We start from the raw sequence: 22,793 nt of genomic DNA, 5'->3' as shown, positions 1-22,793 counted from the left end.
CAGGTTTCAAAATTGCGATACCTGTTGTGTAGCAACTGGGTTCGGGGCGATTCGGTGAGCCGCTGGTACTCGGATGGGTGGTGGACGTCACTCGAAGATACGGGTAGTGCAGTACTGGCGATTTCCGTGCGGGATCAGTGGATCGTGGGGTAAGACGGATTGTCCGTCGGGCCGCGACAGTGCGGCGGGCCTGTCCCGCGGCCCAGCGAACTAGGGAACAGACGGTGGATCAGATCCTGTATTGGAACCTTCAAGTGCTCGGGGCGGACAGGTCGGAGCACGTCGATGTCGGCGGGGTGGCGCGTGCGCTCGCGATGACCCATCTGGCCATGTACGAGGCGTATCGCAGTATCGCCTCGGTCCCGTATCCCAGTTATCTGGCAGAGCCGCCGGTTCCGGAGCCGGGAGCAGCGCCCGAGACGGCCATGGCGGTCGCCGCGCATACCGTCCTGACCGCGTTGTATCCGCAATGGACCGCGCGGTTGGACAACGCCCTGCAACGGACCGGCCTGCGTGGTCCGGGCCGCACCGGCGGCACCGCACACGGCGTGGCGGTCGCGCACGCGGTGCTGGCTGCCGGCGACCTACCGGACCGATGAGCGCCCTGCGCCGGTAATCCGAATCGGGCCGTAGCCAATTTTGGGCAAATGACCCGTAGACTGAGTCCTCGACTGTTGTCGGGCGACGGCGGGAGCGGCGCATGACGGACACCGAGGTCGATTCGGAACCGCTGCGAGGTAGAGCGCGGTGGTTGGCGCTGGGGGTGCTCGCATTGGCTGCGGGCACGCTGGTATTCGACGCCACTATCATCGGCGTGTCGCTGCCGGCGGTCATCGCCGGAACGGGTCTCGGGTTCGCCGCCGCGCAATGGGTGCTGAGCGCCTATTCGGTGATGTTCGCGGCACTGTTGATCAGCGCTGGGCGGGTGGGCGACCGGGTGGGGATGCGCACACTCATGGCTATCGGTGTGGTGCTGGTCGTCGCGGGCAGTCTGCTCGCCGCGGCGGCACATCATCCGAACCTGCTGATCTGGGGCCGGATCGTGCAGGGCGCCGGGGCGGCATGTGTTCCGGCGGGGGTGTTCAGCGCCATCGATGCGGTGTTCCGTGGCCGCGACCGCACCCTCGCGCATACCGCCGGTGGTATGGCACTCGGCGGCGTCGCGGTACTCGGCGCGCTGCTGGGCGGGTGGCTGACCACCTCGTTCACCTGGCCCTGGATTTTCCTGGTGAACGTGCCGATCGGCGCGGTGCTGCTGGCCGGCATTCTCGCCGTGGTTCCCGAGGTCCGCACCGAGGATCGCGGTATGGACGTGGACGGCTTCCTGCTCTGCGCGGCGGGTTTCGCGATCGTCGTTTTCGCGCTGATCGAGGGGGCCGTCTACGGCTGGGGTCGGCCGCTGCGGACCTTCGGGGTGTTCGGCACGCACTGGTCGGCCCGCGCGGCGGCCTCGCCGGGGCCGGTGCTGCTGCTGCTCGGACTCGTGTTGCTGGCCCTGTTACTGCTCTGGGAACATCATCGGGCGACAGTGAATCGCCCTGCGCTGCTGGATCTTTCGTTGTTCGGCTCGCCCGCGTTCCGGTGGGGTGTGGCGGCGTCGTTCGCGAGCGCGCTGAGCGTATTCGGGCTGCTGTTCGTGCTGCCGCTGTATCTGGTCGACGTGCTGGGCTTGTCCACGCTACGCGGTGGCCTGGTCGTCGCGGTGGCCGCGTTGGCGGCGTTGCTCGGCGCGCTCGTCGCCCGCGGACCCGCGGCCGAGCTGGGGCGGGTGCGGATCCTGCGACTGGGCCTGGCCATCCAGACCGTCGCCGTCGCGCTCACCGCGCTGTTCATCACCGCGCACATCTCGCCCTGGTGGATCGCGGTTCTGCTGGTCTGCTACGGCGTGGGACTCGGGGTGACCGCCGCACATCTCACCGCCCTGACGCTGGGCGGAACCCTGCCCACGCGCAGTTACCGCCGCGCCCGGGCCGCACAGGCCACACTGGTCGGTTTCGGCGCGTCACTGGGCGTGGCGATCCTCGGCGGCACGCTGTCCCTCTCGCTCGGCAACGCGCTGCCCGATCGCCTGTCCGCGATTCACGGCCTGCCGCCTCGCGCGGCCCGCGAGATCACCATCGCCACCCGCGACTCGGCCGGTGGCGCGATCGCCGCCCTGCGCGCCCATCACGCCGACACCGCCGTCGTCGACGCCCTCGCCCGCGGTTTCACCGATGCCACCCGAGCCGCGCTCTTGGTCGCCGCCGTGATCCTGCTCCTGGGCTTCTTCGCCGCCACGCGCATTCCGGGCGGCGCGGGAAGAACCACGAACGCCCGGGTTCCCGACGGCGCGGCCGGAGGAATTTCGGGCGCCCCTGGCGAAGCATCGAACGGCACTGCCGAAGCATCGAACGGCACTGCCGAAGCATCGAACGGCACTGGCGAAGCATCGAACGGCAATGCCGACGGTGCAGGGGATTCGGACGGTACGGCAGCGTCTGATTCGACGTCCGGTACGCGGCCCGATGCGGCCGGAGGCCCGGCTACCTGAACGCATCTCGACCACGCCGACGGCCTGCCTACCGCTCGGTCGGTGTTGCCGTAGCGCTGCCTCACCAATCGATGAGGTTCAATTCGTGCAAGTGGCGGAAGATCAGCATCGAGCCCGGCGCGACGTGGGGCATGGCGGCGTATTCGCCGACGGTGAAGTAGCGGAGTTCGGCGATTTCGCTGGTGGGGTGGGGGTCGCCGGCGAGGTCGGCGGTGAAACAGGTCATGTGCAGTGCGGTGCCGGGGGCATGGCCGTACGCCTCGCATTCGAAGACGCCTAGTTCGGCGTACTCGGTGACCTCGACGCCGAGTTCCTCGCGGACCTCTCGATGCAGGGCCTGGACCGGGGTCTCGCCCGGATCGATCTTGCCGCCCGCCATGTAGAACACGTCCTTGCCCGCCGAACGTGCCTGCAGCAGGCGGCGATCGCGGACGTACGCCAGCGCCGCGGTGCGAATCATGGTGTCCACCTTCGTCTTCGGTGCTCAGCGGGCGGTGGGCGGCGCCAGCTTCCAGTGTTCGTGCAGGGCGTGTGCGATCTCGGGCAGCACTGTCACCGGAACTTGCTTGTGCCGCAACATCTTCCGGATCTGCGCGACCTGCTCGCGCTTGCGGTGCTCATAGGCGTTGGAGACCGGGCGGACCACCGGCGGGATGGACAGCAGCACCAACTCGCCGTGCTGCTCGTCACCGCCGGACAGGTCCAGCGCCAGCGCCCAGCGCGCCCGCTCGTCCAGGGTGAATCGCCCGGCAACCACTCGCTCCCAGGCGATATCGCTCTCGCGCAGCGGAGTGCGCCGGGAGATCGCCCGATCGGTCAGTACGACGACATCGCGCCCGAAGAGCGCGACCAGCACCGCGATCCCGACGGCGAGCCCTGCGAACAGTCCGGTGAACACCCGGTTCACCCCGAATGCGGCCACGGTCGCTCCGCAGATCAGCGCTGTCGCCAGCACCCCCAGCGTGCCGTAGATCAGCGCCCGCTGCCCGGGTACCACGCCCGCACGTACCATCGCCCTCGGTCCTTCCTACCCAGGACAGCACCGTACCGTGCGTCGTGTGGCCGGGGTGCCGAGGTGTCGCGACTCAGGGGCGCAGCGCGACCGCGGCCTCGGCGGTGTACACCAGGAAGGTCAGGCTCTCCTGGAAGTACAGCTGCACCGTCTCCGCGTCGTGCGACAGATAGCCGATCGAAAGATCCTGTCCCAGTTGCAGATCGAAGTCCCCGCCGCGGGTGGTCAGCAGGAACGCGCCGTCGATGGCCGGGGCCCAGATGATGTCGCCGTCCGGGATGAGACGTTCGATATGGGTGCGGATCGGATAGCCGTGATCGGCGGTCTCGCTGACCGCGGTGTACAGATCTGCATTCAGCAGAACCGAATACGGCCCGTCCACACCGGCCAGGCGCAGTTCGGTCACCGCCTGCGCGATCGCCTCCGGCGCCTGCCGTGCATCGGCGGGCGGGGCGATCGGCGTATTGGAGGAAGCCGCCCGGATTCCGGTGATGCCCGCGGCCGCATACCCTTCGAAGATCGTGCGATCCTCGGCGTAGGCGATCTTGCGTGCGGCATCCTTGACCGCGTCCAGATCGGTGTCCTTCCCGCCGCGCTCGACATTGTCGAGTTCCTCGCGGGAGAGGGTGAACGGCACGCGCAACTCCACCACCGGCGCGACCTGCCGCTGCCGCGCCACGATGCCCTCGTCGGGTGCATCGATGAGTTTGGTGCGGCCGAGACCGACCGCGGAGAACTCGCTGCCGTGTGGTCCGGAGACGTCGACCACGCGACGTCCGGCGATATGCCGCTTGAACGTGCGCGTGGCCTCTTCCTCGATCGCCGACCACGCTTCGGAGGTGATCGGAGCGAGTTCGCGGTGCAGATTGTTCATCGCTGGAGTCCTTTCGACGTGGTCGGACCCGTGGGCCGGACCGCTCGCGTACCCGACCCGATCATGCCGGGCCCTTCTTCAATGTGCCGATGCCGAGAGAGCCGTCCCCGGAACTCGCGGGGGTCCTCGGCGCGTCGGCGGACTCCCCGGGCGCGGGGTCGGGCAGATCGTCCAGGAAATCCGCGGTCGGGGTGAAGAACAGCGTGCCGGTGACCGCTGTGGAGAAATCCAGGATGCGGTCGTAGCGGGCCTCGTCGCTGCCCAGGAACATGCGCTCGAGCATGCGCTCGGTGACGCTCGGCGTCGCCGCGTAAGCGACGTAGTACGTGCCGAATTCGCCCTCGCGCACACTGCCGAAGGGCATGTTCGCGCGCAGAATCTGAAGTTGCGTACCGTCCTGGTCGTACACCGTGTTGACCGCGACATGTGAATTCGCCGGTTTGTCCTCGTCGGACAGCTCGTAGTCGCCCAGTTTGGTCCGGCCGATCACCAGTTCCTGCTCGTGCACCGGCAGCGCGTTCCAGGTTTCCAGATCGTGCAGATACTTCTGCACGATGACGTAACTGCCGCCCGCGAACGCCGGATCCGCATCACCGATCAGCGCCGTCGATGCCGCGAGCGCGCCCTCCGGATTCTCGGTGCCGTCCACGAATCCGAGCAGATCGCGCTGTTCGAAGTAGCGGAATCCCACCGTCTCGTCAACGATCGTGGCCGCACCGCGCAACCGGTCGCCGATCACCATCGCCAATTCGAAACAGGCGTCCTGGGCCTCGGCCTTGATGTGGAACAGCAGATCCCCGGGAGTGCTCGGAGCCGAATGTCTCGGACCACGGTAGGCGGGGAACTCGTGCAGTTCGGCCGGGCGCGGACCGGCGAACAGCCTGTCCCAGGCCGCCGAACCGATGCCGGCGATGCAGGTCAGATTCGCCCCGGGTAGGCGGAAGCCCACCGAACGCCGCAGCCCCGACAGATCTGCGAGCAGATCCCGGACGGTGCTCTCGCCGCCGTCGTCGATGGTGAAAACCAGGAAGAGGGCGGCCGGACTGAGCGGATCGAGGATCGGCTGCGACTCACTCATGATCGACAGCGTACGGGGGCACGCCGACAAGTGTGCGGAATGGGTCCGCGCCCTCGCTATTTCGCGACTGTCAGCAGGAAAGCGACATCCTCGACCGCGGACACGCTGTGCCGCGCGGCGGGCACGATCAGCAGATCGCCCGGCGAGCCCTTCCACTCGTTGGCGCCGCTGAACAGAGTGAGCGTCCCGGACAGCACCTGCAGTGTGGCCTCGCCGAGATTGTCGTGCTCGGCCAGGCTCTGTCCCGCGGTCAGCGCGATGACGGTCTGTCGCAGCGAATGGGTGTGGCCGCCGCAGAGGGTCTGGGAACTGCGCCCACTGGTATTGGCCGCAGCCAACTTGAGCTGCTGGCGGGCCACTGCGGTCAGCGATTTCTTGTCCATGAACAGCCTTTCACGCCTGTGCCGTGCGAGTTGTCACGGGCTGAATAGTCGTGAGTATGCCGCAGGCGCCGGGCGATAACGTCCTGTTTCACATTGCAATTCGATGTTCGGACGGGATCTGCGACCCCGCGCGCCTGGTGTAGTGCCGGACGCGGTAGCGCAAACCGGTCCTGGATTGCTCCCACGGCCCGTCCCGCACGATCCATTCCGGTCCGATGGCGGGCGCGTAGGTATCGCCGTCGATCTCCGCGTCCACCTCGGTGACCATCAGTTCGGTCGCGTATTGCATTGCGGCACGGTAGATTTCGCTGCCACCCATCACCCAGAGCGGGTCCGTTCCGGATGCCCGTAGCGCCTGCTCCAGCGAATCGGTGTGCTCGGCTCCGGCGGCGGACCAGTCCGGCTGCCGGGTGACGACGATATTGCGCCGCCCGGGCAGCGGGCGGAAGCGCTCCGGCAGCGAATCCCAGGTGCGGCGCCCCATCACCACCGGATGTCCGCCGGTGACCTCGCGGAAGTGGGCCATATCCTCGGGTATGTGCCAGGGGATCGTATTGTCCCGGCCGATCACGCCGTTCCTGGCCTGCGCCCAGATCAGCCCGACATGCGTCATACCGCGACCGGCGCTTTGATCGCCGGATGGTGCCGGTATCCGACCACTTCCACATCGGAGTACTCGTAGTCGAACAGCGACGGCGCGGGGCGCAGATGTAACTGCGGGAACGGGTAAGGCTCCCGCCCGAGCTGCTCGCGCACCTGCTCGACGTGGTTGTCATAGATGTGGCAGTCCCCGCCGGTCCAGATGAATTCGCCGGGGGCCAGCTCGGTCTGCTGGGCGACCATCAGGGTGAGCAGGGCGTAGCTCGCGATGTTGAACGGCACGCCCAGGAACAAATCCGCGCTGCGCTGATACAGCTGACAGGACAGCTTGCCGTCCGCGACGTAGAACTGGAACAGCGCGTGGCAGGGGGCCAGCGCCATCCGGTCCAGATCGGCGACGTTCCATGCCGAGACGATCATCCGCCGCGAGTCGGGATTGGTCCGCAGGGTGTGCAGGACCTCGGCGATCTGGTCGATCTGCGAGCCGTCGGGCGTGGGCCAGGACCGCCATTGCACCCCGTAGACCGGGCCCAGCTCACCCTTCGCATCGGCCCATTCGTCCCAGATGCTCACCCCGTGCTCGTGCAGCCAACCCACGTTCGAATCGCCGCGCAGGAACCACAGCAGCTCGTAGACGATCGACTTCAGATGCACCTTCTTCGTGGTGATCAGCGGGAACGACGCCGACAGGTCATACCGCAGCTGATGGCCGAACAGACTGCGCGTGCCGGTGCCGGTGCGATCGGATTTCGCGGTTCCCGAAGTGAGTACCAGGCGCAGCAGATCCTCGTACTGGGTATCGGGAACGCCGCCCGAGACCGTGTCCGGCACCGTGGCGAGCCGCGAGTCGTCCATACCTGGCAGCTTACGCAGTTCCGTGCGGCCGTCGACGGGACGGTCTGCCGCCCGGGCCCGGGCCCGCCCGCACCGTCCACCGGGAGGTTGCGGGCCGGGGCGGTTTGGCAAGCTTGCGCGTGTGCGGAAGCTTTATGTGATCGGGATCGGGGCCGGCGATCCGGAGCAGGTGACGGTGCAGGCGGTCAAGGCCATGCGCCGGGCCGAGGTGTTCTACGTCATCGGCAAGGGGGAGACCAAGCGCGAGCTGGTCGAGGTGCGGACCGCGATCCTGGCCGAGCATATGGATCGGGCGTATCGGATCGTGGAGATCGCCGATCCGCCGCGTGAGCGCACCGTCGCGGACGGGGAATACCGCGATGTCGTGCGGGATTGGCACGAGCGGCGGGCGGCGCTGCTGGGCGAGGCGTTCGCCGGGCACGACGGTGTCGGGGCGATCCTGGTGTGGGGTGATCCCGCGCTGTACGACAGCACGTTGCGGATGATCGAGCGGGTCGACGCCGTCACGCCGCTGGATTACGAGGTGATTCCGGGGGTGACCAGCGCACAGGCCCTGGCCGCGCGGCATCGGATCGTGCTGCACGAGATCGGCGAGCCGGTACACATCACCACCGGGCGTCGCCTGCGCGAGGAGGGGTTGGCGCCCGGTGTGCCCACGGTGGTCATGCTCGACGGCGAGACCTCGTTCACCGGAATCCCCGGTGACGATGTGCACATCTGGTGGGGCGCGTATCTGGGCATGCCCGACGAGGAACTCGCGGAGGGTCCACTGCGCGCGGTGGAATCACGAATTCTCCAGCGCCGCAGCGAACTTCGCGAGGCGAAGGGCTGGATCATGGATATCTACCTGTTGCGCCGCGAGGTCGGCTGAGCAATACGCGTTCTGCGTTCGGACGAAATGTCGTCGCCGGGTATCGCGGTGAGCAACGATTCCGGCGCAGGCAGCCGGCGCGACTCGACTGCGAGGTCGTTGTACGCGACCTGCATGGCTTCCGGCTACGGAACCGGCCGCTCTCGAGGGCGCGGTTCGTGAGTGCCGATCGATTCCGGTCGGAGTTCGCCGCCCGGCCTGTCGTGCGACGACGCGTCGCCGCGTCAATCGGCTCGGCGACGGGCGGGCGGGATTTCGGGCCGGGATTGTCGGTGCTCGCCGGTAGTCTGCACAGGTGCCCGAATTACCGGAGATCGTGGCGCTCGAGCGGTTCCTGGCCGAGCATGCGGTGGGCGCGGTGGTGGGGCGGATCGATGTCGCGGCGCTGAGCGTGCTCAAGACGTTCGATCCGCCGATCACCGCGCTGTCCGGTCGTGATGTCACCGGGGCGGGGCATTGGGGCAAACATCTGGGCCTCGAGTGCGGCGGGCTGTGGTTGATCACCCATCTGTCGCGCGGCGGTTGGCTGCGCTGGATCGACGAACCGGGCCGTACCCCGCCGAAGCAAGGCAAGGGGCCGCTGGCGCTGCGGGTGCATCTGTTCACTCCGGAGGGTGCGACCCCGGCGTTCGATCTGACCGAGGCGGGCACCAAGAAGCGCCTCGCCGTCTGGATCGTCGAGGATCCGCGGAGTGTTCCCGGGATCGCCCGTTTGGGTCCGGACGCGCTGGAGGTCACCGGCGAACAGTTCGCCGACCTGCTGCACGGCACCGCGCAGCGACTCAAGACCGTGCTGGCCGATCAGGCGGTGATCGCCGGCGTCGGCAATGCCTATTCCGACGAGATCCTGCATGCGGCGAAACTTTCCCCGTTCGCCACCGCCAACCGCCTGACCCCCGAGGAGGCCGAGCGGCTGTACGCGGCGATGCGCGAGATCCTCATCGGCGCCATCGACCGTTCGGTAGGTCAGGAGGCGGCGAAACTCAAGGGTGAGAAACGGTCCGGGCTGCGTGTACACGCCCGCACCGGGCTGCCCTGTCCGGTCTGCGGTGACACGGTGCGCGAGGTCGCATACGCGGACAAGTCGTTCCAGTACTGCCCGACCTGTCAGACCGGCGGCAAGATTCTCGCCGATCGGCGCATGTCGCGACTGCTGAAATGAGCCGCACGAAATTTCACGTTCCCCGCGTGGGCGGCTGATAGCCCGCAAGGCCCAGGTGCGCACCGATTTCCGCGAGCGCGTCCACGATCGTCCTGCCGTTCAATTGCGGCCATCCGGCGAATATTGCCGGCATGTCGTTGCGAGTGCCCGGACCGCCGATCTGGTCGACGGTCAGATCCGTGTGGTAGAGCAGCCATTTGAAGGCATCGCCGACGGAAACCCGATTTCCGTACGCGTCGGTGATGGTGTCGCTCAATTGCATATCTCCTCCTAGACTCCATTGGCCGAAATCGTCGGTCAGGGCTTGATCGATATCGCATTCGACGCCGTTGACATAGGCGTAGCCGAGTGAGACGTTCTGCAGGATGTTGATGCGCGGATCCTGATTTCCGCCGCTCCATGCCTGGGTCTGCCACGCCCAGGTGGCCACGCCCGCGTCCAGTGCCCGCGAGACGGGCCAGTAACCGCCGTAGATGCCCACGTAGTTCGTGCCGAGAACCGTTGCCGCGCCTTGCAGGTAGGCGTTGATCGGGGCCTGTTGTTCGGGCGTGGCGTCGAAGTCGGCGGAGAAATAGATCGGGCGATCCGCGGAACCGCCACAGGCGAGTGCCTGATTCAGTGCCGCCTGGGCATCGGCTCGTCCGGCATCGTATCCGTTCAGCATCGCCTCGGCATCGGTCTCCCAATTGGAGACGATATCGATACCGTTGGCGCGCAGATCATCTGCTTCGGCCGGAGTCAGCAGTTTCGCCGGCAGACCGGAACCGCCCGAGGCGAGATATCGGCACACGAATCGATATCCGGCGGCAGCTATCGCCGCACCTCCGGGAATTCCTCCGGCATAATCCAGACCATTGGCCATGTCATTCCTCCCCGATTGAGGATATTGGTGATCGGCGACGGACCGTAGTCGCCGCGAGAATATGCGCGTGCGGTCGGGGCGGATGCCTCGATTACCTTCCGGGCGTGTGCTTTACGTGCGACGACATTGAAGGTCTGTGCCGACGACGTCGGCACCGGGATGGATGAGCGGCAAACCCGCCGCGGGCCCATGGCGCGAATGAATTGGCGTGCATACGAATTCCTCAGTCTTCCAATGGAATCGAGAGACAGTACGCGAACCTAACCCTTCAATCTTCGCAGAGTGCGGCGCAACGAGCAAGCAAAACCGGCGCAATGGCCCTTGCTGCTCCCCCGGGGCGGCGGCGTCGGAAAAAACGGGCGTCCGGTTCGACGCGGCCCGGCAAAGCGGTTGCAGCGACGTATATCCCGGACTGGTATCGCCGAAAAATGTTGCGGCGCAAATGATCCTATAGTGCGCCCGGCTTTCGCGCGGCGGTGGCAACGGTTGTGTACGACATCGTGAAACTACCGCCCAGGTCATCGATCGCCGCGCCCACACCTGCCAGGATCTCGGCGAGACGATCCGGTTCGAGCCGGGTGAACAGGCCCGTCGTCGGCAACTGGTCGAGCCATTCGTCGCGGGTGTAGCCGCGCTGCCACTCGAACTGCCACCGTTCCGGTTCCTCGAACGCGCCGCTCGCACGAATACCGTCGGCAGCCTTGTCGAAGAATGCCCGGTAGACGTCGAGGGCCGGGCGGGGCGGCTGATCGGCGAACGGCGAGTCGGGTATCACCCGCCGATAGACGGCGTGCACTCGCTCGGCCAGCTCGGGCGGCAACTCGAAGACATGGTTGAACGGTGCGAGCAGACCGCCGGGGCGCAGCACGCGTCCGGCCTGCGCGGCTCCGGCGACCGGATCGACCCAGTGCCACGCTGTCCCCGAAACCACCGCGTCGAATCGCCGATCACCCGATTCCCAGGTCTCGAAGGTGGCCACCTGGGTCGCGATCCCGGTACCCCGCGCGAATTCGGCCATTCGCGCATCGGGTTCCACCCCGAGCACCGTGCAGCCGAGTGCCCGGAACTGTCGCGCGACGATGCCTGTTCCGGTGCCGACGTCGAGGATCTCACCGCCCGGCGCCGCCGCGCGGATCCGCTCGATCAGCTCCGCCGGATAGGCCGGGCGGGCGCGGTCGTAGCGGGCGGTGTCCACGCCGAAGGATTCGGCCATGGCGCGGGCCTCGTGTGGGTTGTTCGCCGAGGGGGTCTCGGCCCGTGCGGGACGGGCTCCTGGCTGTCCGGAAGGTAAAGTGGGCATGCGCCCACAGTAGTGGGCGCATGCCCACTCAACAATCGTCCGGGTGGCCGATCGTGTTCGCCCTGAGCGGAAGGAGCGCCGTTGCCCACGGGAGTGGCCCTGCGTGATGTGCGGGAGCAATTGTTCGGCGCGGCCGAGCGCATCCTGCTACGAGACGGTCCCGACGCGCTGACCAGCCGCGCGGTCACCACGGAGGCGGGCTGCGCGAAGGGTGTACTGCACCGGCACTTCACCGATTTCGACGAATTCCTGGCCGAGCTCGTCCGGGACCGCATCGCGAGGCTCGGTGCGCAGGCGAACGCGCTGGAGGAATCCGCCGGGACCGGAACGGTCGTCGGGAACCTCAGCGCCGCACTGACGGATCTGTTCGGCACCGTCGCCGTCTCGATCGTCAGCCTCGTCATCTTCCGCGACGAACTGCGCGCCCGGCTGCGCCGCTCCCAGCCGGCCGGAATACCGCTGCTGCGCGAGGCCGGTGCGATGATCGCGATCTATCTGCGCCGCGAGCGTGAACTCGGGCGCATCACCGCCGACGCCGATATCGATACGCTCGCACCGACATTGGTCGGTGCGGGACATCTGCGCTTCGCCGATCGAACCGCGCCACCGGAGTCCGCGGAGCTGGCGAAGATGGTGGCCACGGTCCTGGCCGGAGTACTGGCGGGCTAGCCGCTCAATATCCGGTCGAGACGCGAATCCCTTCCCAGGCAAGGCGTTTGGACTTCTCCGGATCGACCTCGAGGCGCGGCGGCGAGTCGATGACGCGGGTGATGCGTCGCTGTTCGCTGTACTCGGGCCAGGACGGCAGCGGGGCGCCGGTGCGCGCGAACGCCAGCCAGTTGTCCTGGAATTCGCGTTGCACCGCGAGGAAACCCTTGCGCCCGCCCGCGGCTGTGAGTGCCCGGCCGATCACGGAATCCACGCCGCCGAAGACGGGGATCAGGTCCAGCGCGTGCGTCGCGCCGAAACCGGCCAACCGGACCGCCCGCGGTGCGAAGTCCAAACGATAGGCGTAGGTCGGCGCGTGTCGGCTGTGCCCTGCCATGACCTCGAGCGAGGGCCGCCAGAACACGAAGTCACCGCCTGCCCGCACGGCAGGCTTCGCCGCTGGATAGCCGGGATACGCCGCGGCGATACGGGCTTCGGCGCCCTCGGAACCGGCCAGCACCTTGCGCATGCGCTCCTGCGTGGTGGGCAGGGTGTCATCGAACCGGGCGAACAACGTCGCCTCGTTGCGGTTCGTGCCGATGATCAGCGGCAGCGGGTGAGCCGTGCCGTTCACGATCGCATCGATCGGCGCCTCGGGCAGATAGTCGCCATCCACGACCGGGGATACGGCGAAGGTGCCCGGATATTCCCGCGACCACTTGTTCAGCCGGGATTCCACCGCCTTGCGGATCTCGTTCGGACTGGCCTCGACCAGCATCTTCGCCGCGTTTTCCGGTGTGGCGCCGAGCTTTTCGATACAGCTGCGGCCGAACCGCCGGGCCTGTTCCGCGGTCATCGCCCAGTCGGCGGGTGCGCTCTGGGCGATCCCGCGATGGAACAGTCCACGCGCGGCCGGTGTGGCCAACAGCGACAGCACCGCGTGCGCGCCCGCGGACTCGCCGAATACGGTGACGTTGTCCGGATCTCCGCCGAATGCGGCGATATTGCGCTGCACCCACTCGAGCGCCGCCACCTGGTCGCGCAGGCCCAGATTCGATTCGAAAGGTCGTTCGGGCGTGGAGAATTCGCTGAAATCGACGTAGCCGAACGCGCCGAGACGATAGTTGATGGATACGACTACGACATCACCGCGAGTCGCCAGGCGGGTGCCCGAATACAGGCTCAGTGCCGAGGTCCCGATCAGATACGCGCCACCGTGGATGAACACCATGACCGGCCGCGGAGTCGTGGACGGCTCCGCCGGGGCGACCACGTTCAGCGTCAGGCAGTCCTCGGCGGTCAGCTGCGTGGTTCGCGGGCCGATCCGTGCACCCGAGCGATGCTGCATCGCCGCGAATGCGAATTCGGTGGCCTCGCGCACCCCCTGCCACGGCTGCAGCGGTTGCGGAGCCCGGAACCGCAGCTCGCCGACCGGTGCGGCCGCATAGGGAATCGAACGCCAGCGCACGACGTGACGGCCGCGATGGCCGCGAACCACGCCTTCCGCAGTGGAAATCTCTGCCATGATGACGATGGTAACTGTTACTGCAGGTATCCTTCGACCTGCTTGGCCGGGTTGACCTGGGCATCGTTCGGATCGCCGCCCTGATCTCTCCGGGCTCGCCGCTGCCGCAGCAGATCCCAGCACTGGTCGAGCTGCACCTCCAGCTCGGCCAATTGCGCCCGTTCGGCCTCCTGACCGAGCGTGCCCTGTTCCGCCTTGGACCGGAGCTGATGCTCCCGATCCACCAGTTCGGTGATTCGCGCGAGGACATCATGTTCGGACATGAGATCGAGTCTAGTGGCCGCTGCGTGGCTGTGGTGGGGCCGCGGCCGCTTGCCGCTCACCGAGCTGTCGGATGTGCACAGCGGGAAGGCAATGCGGTCGGGGCAGAGTTTACCCGGGCTGGCCCCGGCGTTGCCGGAGCGGGCAGGGGTGGTGATCCTGAAATTCGAACGGGGCGAGCTCACCGGCCGGCCAGGCAACGGGCGGCAATCCGGGCCGCGGTGGCCAGGTCGGCGGGTGCGAGGGCGGCGTAGCCGAGGGGGATGCCGAATTCCCGGGGCGGGCCGCTGTGATGCCGGGCCAGGCCGTCGAGCAGGACTCCGTGGGAGCGGGCCGCGCCGACGGCGCGTTCCTCGTGGGCGGCGCTGGGCAGCGGCACGGTGACGTGGGACCCCGCGTCGTCGCCGACGACCTCCAGGCCGTGACCGCGCAGTTCGTCCACCAGAAGCGCTCGCCGGGGCGGCATCTCGCGGCGGAGGCGACGCAGGTGGCGGGCCAGGTCGCCGTGGCGGGCCAGTTCCACGAGGACCCGCTGTCCGGCGGGCGCCGGATGCGTGCCGGTCCATTCACGATGTGCCACCAGGGCGTTCGCGATATCGGGATTCGCGACCAACCAGCCCACGCCCAGGGTGGTCGACAGGATCTTCGATGTGGTGCCCAGGTGGATCACCACATCGGGGGCCAGGGTGGCCAGCAGGGGGAGCGGGGCGGTGTCGTAGCGCAGTTCGCCGTCGTAGTCGTCCTCGATCACCAGGGCGCCGGTGCGGCGGGCGAAGTCGACCAGGGCAACGCGGCGAGCCGCGGGCATTCGCGCGCCGAGCGGAAACTGGTGTGCCGGCGTGCAATACACGGCGCGGACGTCCGGCGGGATCAGGTCCACCCGCAGTCCGCCGGCGTCGAGTGGGACCGGGATCACCCGGATGCCCGCGGCTCGCAGCGCGCCGACCGCGCGCAGATAGCCGGGTTCCTCCACGGCCACCGCATCGCCGGGACGCAGCAGCGCGGAGGCGAGTTCGCTTACGGCCGAACCGGTTCCATTGGTCGCCAGGACCACGGTCTCGCTGCCCGCGTCCAGGCCGCGGTGTCGCAACAGATGTTCCGCGACCGCCGCGCGGTAGTCGGGTTCTCCCGCTCTGTTCTTGTGCGCGGCGGGAATTCGATCTCCGGCCGCGCGCCACGCCCGCCGCCAGGCCGCCCGATCGATCGCCGCGACGCACGGCGTACCCGGGACCAGGTCGAGCAGATTCGTGGCCGGATGTTCGGCGCTGACGAAGGTGTGGCCGGGCGGCGCGGCGGCGGGTGAGGCCGTGAGATAGGTACCCGAACCGTGGCGGCCGCTGAGCCAACCCTCGGCGTGCAACTGGTCGTAGGCAGCGGTGACGACCGTGCGGCTGACGCCGAGTTGGCCGGCCAGCGCGCGGGAGGAGGGTAGCCGGTCGCCGCCGCGCAGTCGGCCCGCGGTGGCGGCGTTGCGCAGTCCGTCGGCGATCTGTACGGCCAGCGGCGTCGCCGACGTGCGGTCGACCAGGAGCGGCAGATCGGGCTGGCCCATGAAAGTGGTCTTTCGAAACAGTGCGTAATTGGCCATTCGATAATGCCACTGGGCCGGGGAGCCTGGAAAATATGACCGAGTCAGTCGCCACCCGAACCCCGCTCTCGCCGACGCCCCGCAGCACTCTGACCAGGTACCGGGGCCAGCGTGACGCCACCGACCGCGCCGCGCTGGACGCGATTCTGGACGCGGCCACGATCTGCCATCTCGGCGTGCTGATGCGTGGCGCTCCGGTCGTGCTGCCCACCATCTACGGACGCGACGGAGACACCCTCTACCTGCACGGGTCCACCGGAGCGGGTAACCTCCGCGCGGCCATGACGGGTGCTGTGTCCGTCGCGGTCACCCTGGTCGACGGCATCGTCTACGCGCGCTCGGCCATGCACTTCTCGATGAACTACCGTTCGGCGGTGGTACACGGCCGTCCGGTCGTAGTCACCGGCCACGACCACCGCCTGCACGCGCTGCGCGTGATCGTCGAACACGCCGCTCCCGGCGCCTGGGACTCCGCCCGCCCGCCCACCGAGAAGGAGTTGGCCGCCACCACCGTACTGGCCCTGGACCTCACCGAATCCTCGGTCAAAACCCGCACCGGCGACCCCGGCGACGACGAGTCCGATCTCACCGCCGACACCTGGGCGGGCGTCCTGCCCACCCGCCACGCATTCGGCGCACCCATCCCGTCCGCCGACCTCACCCCCGGCATCGAGATCCCACCGCACGTCCTTGCCCGCCTCGGGTAGTCGTTCGGTCGCCGATCGTTCTCGGCTTACCAGAAGGTCGGGGTCAGACCGTGCTCGGCGAGGGTGGACTTGGCGAGATCGTGTAGGGCCGTGGCGGATTGGATGTGGTCGGGGTCCAGGGAGGTGAGGGCGAGGGTGTAGGTGTGGGCGAGGCGGGAGAGGTAGGCGGACAGCCGGGTGCGGGGGAGCGGGGGTGTGAGGCCGGGGTGGATGGCGCGGGCCGCTACACCGCGACACGGATGCGGGCCCAGGTGGGAAAGGGTGGTGGGGAGGGGGCCGATATTGGAGCACAGGATGTCGCGTTCCCCGGCTCCGCGGGTCAGGGCGTGCGCGGCGCGGGCCGGGAGCACCTGGAGGATCTCCTCGGGCAGACCGCCGGGGCTGGACATGCGGTGTTCGTATGCGGCACGGCACTTTTCGCGCAGGGATGCGGGAGTGTCCGAGCGGGTGACGGTGACCTCGGTCATGGCCATGTCGTTGTCGACGCGCGGTTCGCCGCGAGTGTCCACCGGAATGCCGGCCGAGATCTCCGGTTCGCCGAATCCGCTGTCCCACAACATCCGTGCGACCAGATGGACGAACAGGCTGTTACCCGTCGCCGCATGCGAGGCCACGGCCGTCTCCCAGTCCGGCACCGGAATCTCCAGTACGACACCGTATGTTCGGGCGATGCCCGAACGATTCGCAGAGGTGGCCGGGCGTTCCGGCACGCCGCGCCGCAACGCCCGCGCGGTACCGCCCAGGACGATGCTCCACTGTCGCCGCGCGTCCCACCAATCCGACCGCGGCGTAACGATTTCCGCCGCCGCAGTGCCCGAGAGCGCCTGATCGACCGCGATGGCCAGCCCGCGCCCGTCGGCCAGGACGTGTGAGCAGGTCAGCGCGACGATCGAACCCCCGTCCTCGAGCGCCGCCGCGGCCAGCCGCCAGCCGGGACCGTATTCCGGGTCGAGATCGAAGCCCTGGGCATCGGCCCAGCCGAGCAACTCGTCCGCGCGCAGCACCCGCTCTGTGATCCGGAGCGGATGGGCGCTGATATTCGCCCGCCAATACGGCCGCGCGCCCGGAATCCGCGCTCGTACCACCCGGCGCCCCAGCGAACCCGTGCACAGTGCGGCATGCACCTGCTCCAGCGCCTCCGGTGGGACCCGATCGGCGATCCGCCACAGCCCCTGCAGTGCGATCGGAGTGCCCATACCTCGATGGGTGCGCAGGAAGATCTCGTCGACGACGCCGAGCCGGCTCGTCGGGGGCTGATCGGCAGGCATGTCGTCATCGTGCCATCGCCCCACGTCGCGGGTTCCCCGGGGGAATGGCGAGATCAGGCAGGGCTGCCGTGGCGGCCCGCGCCGGAGGCGAAGCGCTGTGCACCCGCGAGCGCGCCGTCGGACAGGGCGTTCATGCCGTGGCGCAATTCGTTGGCGATACCCGCGGCCTCGTCCAGGCCCTGCTGTTCGAGCACGGACATGCGGTCCGAACGCAGGCAGGTCTGCGGGAGGGCGGCCAGCTCCCGGGCGAGATCCTCTGCGGCAGAGCGTGATTCGCCATTCGCCACGACACGGTTCGCCAAGCCCATCTGCAACGCCTCGGTGGCGCCGACGGCACGGCCGGTGAGGATCATGTCCATGGCGCGGCCCTCGCCGACGATGCGGGGCAACCGGACCGTGCCGCCGTCGATGAGCGGAACGCCCCAGCGGCGGCAGAATACGCCGAAGGTGCTGTCCTGCTCGGCGATTCGCAGATCGCACCACAGGGCCAGCTCGAGTCCGCCGGCCACCGCGTACCCCGCGACCGCTGCGATCACCGGTTTGGACAGGCGCATCCGGGTCGGGCCCATCGGCCCGTCGCCGTCCTCCGCGACGCGATTGGATCGCTCGGTGCCCAGACCCTTGAGATCTGCCCCGGCGCAGAAGGTTCCGCCCGCGCCCCACAGCACCGCGACGGCCGCCGCCGGATCGGCGTCGAACTCCCGGAACGCATCCGCCAGGGCGTTCGCCGTGGGGCCGTCGACCGCGTTGCGCGCCTCCGGCCGATCCAGGACGACGGTGAACACCGGGCCGCTGCGCTCGATTCGGACGCTCACATCTGCTCCTCGCTGTTGGTCGTACCCGCGGGTGGCGCTGGTCCGTTGCCGATACCCGACGATACGTCTCCGCTCGGGGCTTGCGTCAAGAAATGAATTTATGATTCACTTCTTGCGTGGCCTACCGCAGAACCCCCGCTGTGCAGGCCCGTCTCGACAAACAGGCGGGCGTGATCGTGCACGCGACCACGCGGGTGCTCTCCCGCGAGGGTTTCGCCGGGCTGTCGATGGCGGCGGTCGCAGCCGAGGCAGGAGTGGCCACGGGCACCGTGTACAAGCACTTCAGCGGCAAGTCCGAATTGGTCACCGCGGTGTTCCGCGAGGTCGTGGCGCGTGAGGTGGCCGCCGTCGCGCAGGCGGGTGCGGCCGGGTCCGGGGATGTGGTCGAGCGCGTCACCGCATCCGTGGAGACCTTCGCCGGTCGCGCGTTGAAGAACCCGAAGCTGGCCTACGTCCTGCTCGCCGAACCGGTGGATACGGTCGTCGACGCCGAGCGGCTGCGTTTCCGTCGCGCCTTCGCCGAGATCTACGAAACCGCCGTCGCCGAGGGCGTGGCCGGAGGCCGGTTGCCGCCCCAGAATCCGCGGATCAGCGCCGCAGCCCTGGTCGGAGCCATCGGCGAGGTGCTGGTCGGCCCGCTCGGCGAGGCGCGGCAGAGCGAGTCCGTGATTCCCGAACTCGTGGATTTCGCCCTGCGCGCGTTGGGATTCGCAGACGTCCGTGGTGTGGGCGGTGCGCATCCGGATGCCCGCACCCCGCAGACCCGCGACGACCGAGCCCCGGCGTCGCCCGAATAGGAGTTCCGCATGCCCACCCACGAGGTGTTCAACCAGGTTCCGAATATCGTTCCGTTCGACAACTCGCGCAATCCGGCGCTGATCGAGGGCCTGCACCGCGAGGGTGCGGGCTGGGCGGAGCCCGAGGTGCGCGAATTGGGCGCGCTCGCAGGCGGGTTCGAGGCCCAGGAATGGGGCCGGGTGGCCAACGAGTACCCGCCGGTGCTGCATACGCACGACCGCTACGGCAACCGGATCGACGAGGTGGAGTTCCACCCGTACTGGCACCGGCTGATGGACGTCGCGGTGGCGCACGGCCTGCACGGCTCGCCCTGGCTGGATGAGCGTCCGGGCGCGCACACCGCCCGTGCGGCCAAGTTCTACACCTGGGGGATGGCCGATGCCGGTCACATGTGCCCGATCTCGATGACCTACGCGATCGTGCCCGCGCTGCGGCACAATCCAGAGCTGGCCGCCCGGTACGAGCCGCTGCTGGGTTCGCGCACTTACGATTTCGGGCTGCGCGAGCCGTCCGGCAAGGCCGGTCTGATCGCCGGAATGTCGATGACGGAGAAACAGGGCGGCTCGGACGTCCGCGCGAACACCACCACCGCCACACCGCAATCCGACGGCTCCTACCGCATCGTCGGGCACAAGTGGTTCACCTCCGCGCCGATGTCGGATATGTTCCTCACCCTGGCCCAGGCGCCGGACGGACTGTCCTGCTTCCTGCTGCCGCGCGTACTTCCCGACGGCAGCCGCAATGCCCTTCGCCTGCAACGCCTCAAGGACAAATTGGGCAACAAGTCCAACGCCTCGTCCGAGATCGAATACGAGAACGCCGTCGGCTGGCTGGTCGGCCGGGAGGGCGCGGGCGTCAAGACCATCATCGAGATGGTCAATATGACCAGGCTGGACTGTGTGATCGGCTCGGCAACCGGAATGCGCGCCGGGCTCGTCCAGGCGGTGCACCACGCGCGGCACCGGGAAGTGTTCGGCGCCAAGCTGATCGATCAACCCGCCATGCGGAATGTCCTGGCCGATCTGGTGATCGAATCCGACGCCGCGACCACCGTGATGATGCGCCTGGCCGGGGCCACCGATCGCGCCGGAGGCGATCCGGCCGAGGCCGCGCTGCGCCGGATCGCCCTCGCGGTCACCAAGTACTGGGTGTGCAAGCGCGCCCCCGTGCACGCCGCGGAGGCGCTGGAATGCCTGGGCGGCAACGGATATGTCGAGGAATCGGGCATGCCCCGGCTGTTCCGCGAGTCTCCGTTGATGTCGATCTGGGAGGGTTCGGGCAATGTCGCCGCGCTGGATGCGTTGCGCGCCATGGGCCGTCAGCCCGAGAGCGTGGAGGCGTATTTCAACGAGGTTTCGCTGGCTCGCGGCGCGAACCACCATCTCGACGACGCGATCGATCGAATCGGCAAGGAACTCACCGACCTCGGCGATATCGAATATCGCGCCCGCCGGGTGGTCGAGCTGATGGCACTGGTGCTGCAGGGCGCGCAACTGGTCCGTCACGGCCATGCCGCGGTCGCGGACGCCTTCTGCGCGAGCAGATTCGGCGGCGACTGGGGTATTGCCTTCGGCACTCTGCCCACTGGCGTGGATACCTCGGCCATCCTGGAACGCGCCTACGTGGACTGACCGCGGGGTCGATCCGCCCGGCCCCTCACATCACGAGTCCTCTGCCGGGCCGCGAGCCGGTCGTCCAGCAGCCGGAACCGCGAAACCGCCATGACGACAACGTCACCGGAAGGCCGAACGAGCAGGGCGCATTTCCCGGTCCGGCGCGTATGTGATCGGTCTCAGCGGTGCTCGCGGTACCAGCTGATGAGGGCGTCGGTGGACGAGTCGCCTTGGGAGGCGGGATCTTCGGAGGAGGTGAGCAGCGGGGCCAGTTCGAGGGCCTGCTGTTTGCCCAGTTCCACGCCCCACTGGTCGAAACTGTCGATACCCCAGATGGTGCCTTCCACGAAGACCTGATGTTCGTAGAGGGCGATGAGCTGCCCCAGAACCGAGGGGGTCAGCTCGGGGGCGAGGATGGCGGTGGTGGGGCGATTGCCGGGCATCACCTTGTGCGGCACCACATCCGGGTCGGTGCCTTCGGCGGCGATCTCCTCGGCGGTCTTGCCGAACGCCAGCACCTTCGTCTGCGCGAACAGGTTGCTCATCAGGATGTCGTGCATGCTGCCGGTGCCGTCGCGGGTCGGCAGATCGTCGGTGGGCCGGGCGAATCCGATGAAATCGGCCGGAATCAGCCGGGTGCCCTGATGCAGCAGCTGGTAGAAGGCGTGCTGCCCGTTCGTACCCGGCTCACCCCAGAAGACCTCACCGGTGGAGGTAGTGACCGGGGAGCCGTCGGCGCGAACGGATTTGCCGTTGGACTCCATGGTCAGCTGCTGCAGATAGGCCGGAAAACGGGCCAGATCGTTCGAGTACGGCAACACCGCCCGGGACTGTGCGCCGAAGAAATTCGAGTACCACACGCCGAGCAACGCCAGCAGCACCGGCGCGTTCTCCGCCAGCGGCGTCTGCGCGAAATGCTGGTCGACACTGTGCATTCCGGCCAGGAACTCCGCGAACCGCGCACGCCCGATCGTCGCCATCACCGCCAGACCGATCGCCGAATCGACCGAGTAGCGGCCGCCGACCCAATCCCAGAAGCCGAACATATTGGCGGTGTCGATGCCGAACGCGGCCACCCGCTCGGCATTGGTGGACACGGCCACGAAGTGTTTGGCGACCGCGTCCTCGCCCAGCGCATCCACCAGCCAGCGGCGCGCGGCGGTCGCGTTGGTGAGCGTCTCGAGCGTCGAAAAGGTCTTGGAGGCAATGATGAACAGCGTCGATGCCGGATCGAGGCCGTCGAGTTTCGCGGTCAGATCGGCGGGGTCGACATTGGAGACGAAGCGTGCCGAGATTCCGGCGTCGACGTAGTGCCGCAATGCCTGGTACACCATCACCGGCCCCAGATCGGAGCCGCCGATGCCGATGTTCACCACCGTCGTGATGCGTTCGCCGGTCGCGCCGCGCCACTGCCCGGATCGCAGCTCATCGGTGAAATCGCCCATGGCACGCAGAACTTCGTGCACCTGTGCGCCCGCATCCTCGCCATCGATGGTCAGCGATGCCCCCGGCGGCAGGCGCAGTGCGATATGTCCCACCGCGCGATCCTCGGAGGTGTTGATGTGCTCGCCGCGGAACATCGCGTCGCGTCGCTGCGCCACACCGGCGGCCTCGGCCAATCCGACCAGGAGATCGAGGGTTTCGCGGGTCACACGATGCTTGCTGTAGTCGATGTGCAGATCGGCGATCCGAACCGTCAGTTCGTGGCCGCGCCGCGGATCTTCGGCGAAGAGTTCGCGCAGCGTCCGGTCGGCGATCGCCGAATAGTGTTCCCGCAGTTTCCGCCAGGCCGCCGTCGCGGTGATGTCGCTGCTCACCGATCCGACATTACCGCCAGTCCCGCGTGCATGTCGGCAATGCAACCGATGTCGCCGGCCGCGGCGACGGGTGCGCCGCGGCCGTGCGATCGATCAGTTCGCCCGGCAGATCCACATCCAGCGGGTGCCGTAGTGCGCGGCGGCATCGTCGTTCAGATGCACCCACTGCTTGTGGCCGGGCTTGTTGCCACCGGCCCGGCAGGGGTCGCCGACATGGTCTCCGTTG

General features: G+C 68.1%; 23 protein-coding genes. 8 read left to right on the top strand and 15 right to left on the bottom strand.

The window, feature by feature from the left end:
* The first annotated feature begins 224 nt into the window (after positions 1-224).
* Entirely contained in the window at positions 225-599 is a 375-nt protein-coding gene (locus tag NV1_RS06280; RefSeq protein WP_067886377.1) for a hypothetical protein, read from the top strand.
* Positions 600-700: 101 nt separating this feature from the next.
* On the top strand, positions 701-2,530 hold the full coding sequence (locus NV1_RS06275) for an MFS transporter (RefSeq protein WP_067886375.1): 1,830 nt from the start codon (positions 701-703) through the stop codon (positions 2,528-2,530).
* Between the two features lie 61 nt (positions 2,531-2,591).
* On the opposite strand, the gene NV1_RS06270 is transcribed toward NV1_RS06275, so the two are convergent.
* The 7 genes from NV1_RS06270 to NV1_RS06240 form a co-directional block, all read right to left on the bottom strand.
* The gene (locus tag NV1_RS06270) at positions 2,592-2,990 is read right to left on the bottom strand and encodes an NUDIX hydrolase (RefSeq protein WP_067886740.1); all 399 of its coding nucleotides are present in this window, start codon (positions 2,988-2,990) and stop codon (positions 2,592-2,594) included.
* Positions 2,991-3,014: 24 nt separating this feature from the next.
* The gene (locus NV1_RS06265) at positions 3,015-3,542 is read right to left on the bottom strand and encodes a hypothetical protein (protein ID WP_067886372.1); all 528 of its coding nucleotides are present in this window, start codon (positions 3,540-3,542) and stop codon (positions 3,015-3,017) included.
* Positions 3,543-3,615: 73 nt separating this feature from the next.
* Positions 3,616-4,416 carry a family 1 encapsulin nanocompartment shell protein gene (locus tag NV1_RS06260; RefSeq protein WP_067886370.1) on the bottom strand — a complete coding sequence of 267 codons (801 nt, stop codon included), beginning with the start codon at positions 4,414-4,416 and terminating at the stop codon, positions 3,616-3,618.
* A gap of 61 nt (positions 4,417-4,477) precedes the next feature.
* Complete coding sequence (locus NV1_RS06255) at positions 4,478-5,494, bottom strand: Dyp-type peroxidase (protein WP_067886368.1); 1,017 nt, start codon at positions 5,492-5,494, stop codon at positions 4,478-4,480.
* Positions 5,495-5,550: 56 nt separating this feature from the next.
* Complete coding sequence (locus NV1_RS06250) at positions 5,551-5,877, bottom strand: cupin domain-containing protein (RefSeq protein WP_067886366.1); 327 nt, start codon at positions 5,875-5,877, stop codon at positions 5,551-5,553.
* Between the two features lie 88 nt (positions 5,878-5,965).
* Entirely contained in the window at positions 5,966-6,490 is a 525-nt protein-coding gene (locus tag NV1_RS06245; RefSeq protein ID WP_067886364.1) for a dihydrofolate reductase, read from the bottom strand.
* On the bottom strand, positions 6,487-7,332 hold the full coding sequence (locus tag NV1_RS06240; RefSeq protein ID WP_067886362.1) for a thymidylate synthase: 846 nt from the start codon (positions 7,330-7,332) through the stop codon (positions 6,487-6,489). The genes NV1_RS06245 and NV1_RS06240 overlap by 4 nt, the downstream gene beginning before the upstream one ends.
* 121 nt (positions 7,333-7,453) lie before the next feature.
* On the opposite strand from NV1_RS06240, the gene cobF reads away from it, so the two are divergent.
* Together cobF and NV1_RS06230 are read left to right on the top strand one after the other, a co-directional pair.
* Positions 7,454-8,203 (top strand): precorrin-6A synthase (deacetylating), encoded by a 750-nt coding sequence (gene cobF, locus NV1_RS06235; protein ID WP_067886361.1) that lies wholly within the window; start codon positions 7,454-7,456, stop codon positions 8,201-8,203.
* A gap of 295 nt (positions 8,204-8,498) precedes the next feature.
* Entirely contained in the window at positions 8,499-9,365 is an 867-nt protein-coding gene (locus NV1_RS06230) for an Fpg/Nei family DNA glycosylase (RefSeq protein WP_067886359.1), read from the top strand.
* 13 nt (positions 9,366-9,378) lie between these two features.
* Here NV1_RS06230 and NV1_RS06225 read toward each other — a convergent pair whose 3' ends face one another.
* Positions 9,379-10,227, bottom strand: a complete 849-nt coding sequence (locus NV1_RS06225) for a glycoside hydrolase domain-containing protein (RefSeq protein WP_067886357.1) — start codon at positions 10,225-10,227, stop codon at positions 9,379-9,381.
* A gap of 448 nt (positions 10,228-10,675) precedes the next feature.
* On the bottom strand, positions 10,676-11,527 hold the full coding sequence (locus NV1_RS06220) for a class I SAM-dependent methyltransferase (RefSeq protein WP_067886355.1): 852 nt from the start codon (positions 11,525-11,527) through the stop codon (positions 10,676-10,678).
* Positions 11,528-11,608: 81 nt separating this feature from the next.
* Between NV1_RS06220 and NV1_RS06215 the strand changes: the two genes are divergently transcribed.
* Entirely contained in the window at positions 11,609-12,196 is a 588-nt protein-coding gene (locus NV1_RS06215; protein ID WP_067886354.1) for a TetR/AcrR family transcriptional regulator, read from the top strand.
* 4 nt (positions 12,197-12,200) lie between these two features.
* Here the strand turns inward: NV1_RS06215 and NV1_RS06210 are convergent, their stop codons facing one another.
* The 3 genes from NV1_RS06210 to pdxR form a co-directional block, all read right to left on the bottom strand.
* Positions 12,201-13,700 carry a carboxylesterase/lipase family protein gene (locus NV1_RS06210; RefSeq protein ID WP_067886352.1) on the bottom strand — a complete coding sequence of 500 codons (1,500 nt, stop codon included), beginning with the start codon at positions 13,698-13,700 and terminating at the stop codon, positions 12,201-12,203.
* 17 nt (positions 13,701-13,717) lie between these two features.
* Positions 13,718-13,963, bottom strand: a complete 246-nt coding sequence (locus tag NV1_RS06205; RefSeq protein WP_067886350.1) for a DUF2630 family protein — start codon at positions 13,961-13,963, stop codon at positions 13,718-13,720.
* A 179-nt stretch (positions 13,964-14,142) separates the two neighbouring features.
* Positions 14,143-15,549, bottom strand: a complete 1,407-nt coding sequence (pdxR, locus tag NV1_RS06200) for a MocR-like pyridoxine biosynthesis transcription factor PdxR (protein ID WP_245713577.1) — start codon at positions 15,547-15,549, stop codon at positions 14,143-14,145.
* A gap of 35 nt (positions 15,550-15,584) precedes the next feature.
* Here pdxR and NV1_RS06195 point away from each other — a divergent pair, with 35 nt between their 5' ends.
* Complete coding sequence (locus NV1_RS06195) at positions 15,585-16,256, top strand: pyridoxamine 5'-phosphate oxidase family protein (protein WP_067886346.1); 672 nt, start codon at positions 15,585-15,587, stop codon at positions 16,254-16,256.
* Between the two features lie 26 nt (positions 16,257-16,282).
* Here NV1_RS06195 and NV1_RS06190 read toward each other — a convergent pair whose 3' ends face one another.
* Positions 16,283-17,524: a hypothetical protein gene (locus NV1_RS06190; protein ID WP_067886737.1), complete on the bottom strand. Its 1,242-nt coding sequence runs from the start codon at positions 17,522-17,524 to the stop codon at positions 16,283-16,285.
* Between the two features lie 53 nt (positions 17,525-17,577).
* Complete coding sequence (locus NV1_RS06185) at positions 17,578-18,339, bottom strand: crotonase/enoyl-CoA hydratase family protein (RefSeq protein WP_067886344.1); 762 nt, start codon at positions 18,337-18,339, stop codon at positions 17,578-17,580.
* Between the two features lie 116 nt (positions 18,340-18,455).
* On the opposite strand from NV1_RS06185, the gene NV1_RS06180 reads away from it, so the two are divergent.
* Together NV1_RS06180 and NV1_RS06175 are read left to right on the top strand one after the other, a co-directional pair.
* The gene (locus tag NV1_RS06180; protein ID WP_084525130.1) at positions 18,456-19,136 is read left to right on the top strand and encodes a TetR/AcrR family transcriptional regulator; all 681 of its coding nucleotides are present in this window, start codon (positions 18,456-18,458) and stop codon (positions 19,134-19,136) included.
* A 9-nt stretch (positions 19,137-19,145) separates the two neighbouring features.
* Complete coding sequence (locus tag NV1_RS06175) at positions 19,146-20,768, top strand: acyl-CoA dehydrogenase family protein (RefSeq protein ID WP_067886340.1); 1,623 nt, start codon at positions 19,146-19,148, stop codon at positions 20,766-20,768.
* Positions 20,769-20,929: 161 nt separating this feature from the next.
* Here NV1_RS06175 and pgi read toward each other — a convergent pair whose 3' ends face one another.
* A complete protein-coding gene (pgi, locus tag NV1_RS06170; protein WP_067886338.1) occupies positions 20,930-22,567 on the bottom strand; it encodes a glucose-6-phosphate isomerase in 1,638 nt (545 codons plus the stop codon).
* Positions 22,568-22,793: the final 226 nt, after the last annotated feature.

Source organism: Nocardia vaccinii NBRC 15922, from assembly GCF_001613305.1.
In the GTDB taxonomy this organism is placed as follows: Bacteria; Actinomycetota; Actinomycetes; order Mycobacteriales; family Mycobacteriaceae; genus Nocardia; species Nocardia vaccinii.
The sequence above is the reverse complement of the archived record's forward strand: the minus strand, read 5'-3'. Positions and strand labels throughout refer to the sequence as shown.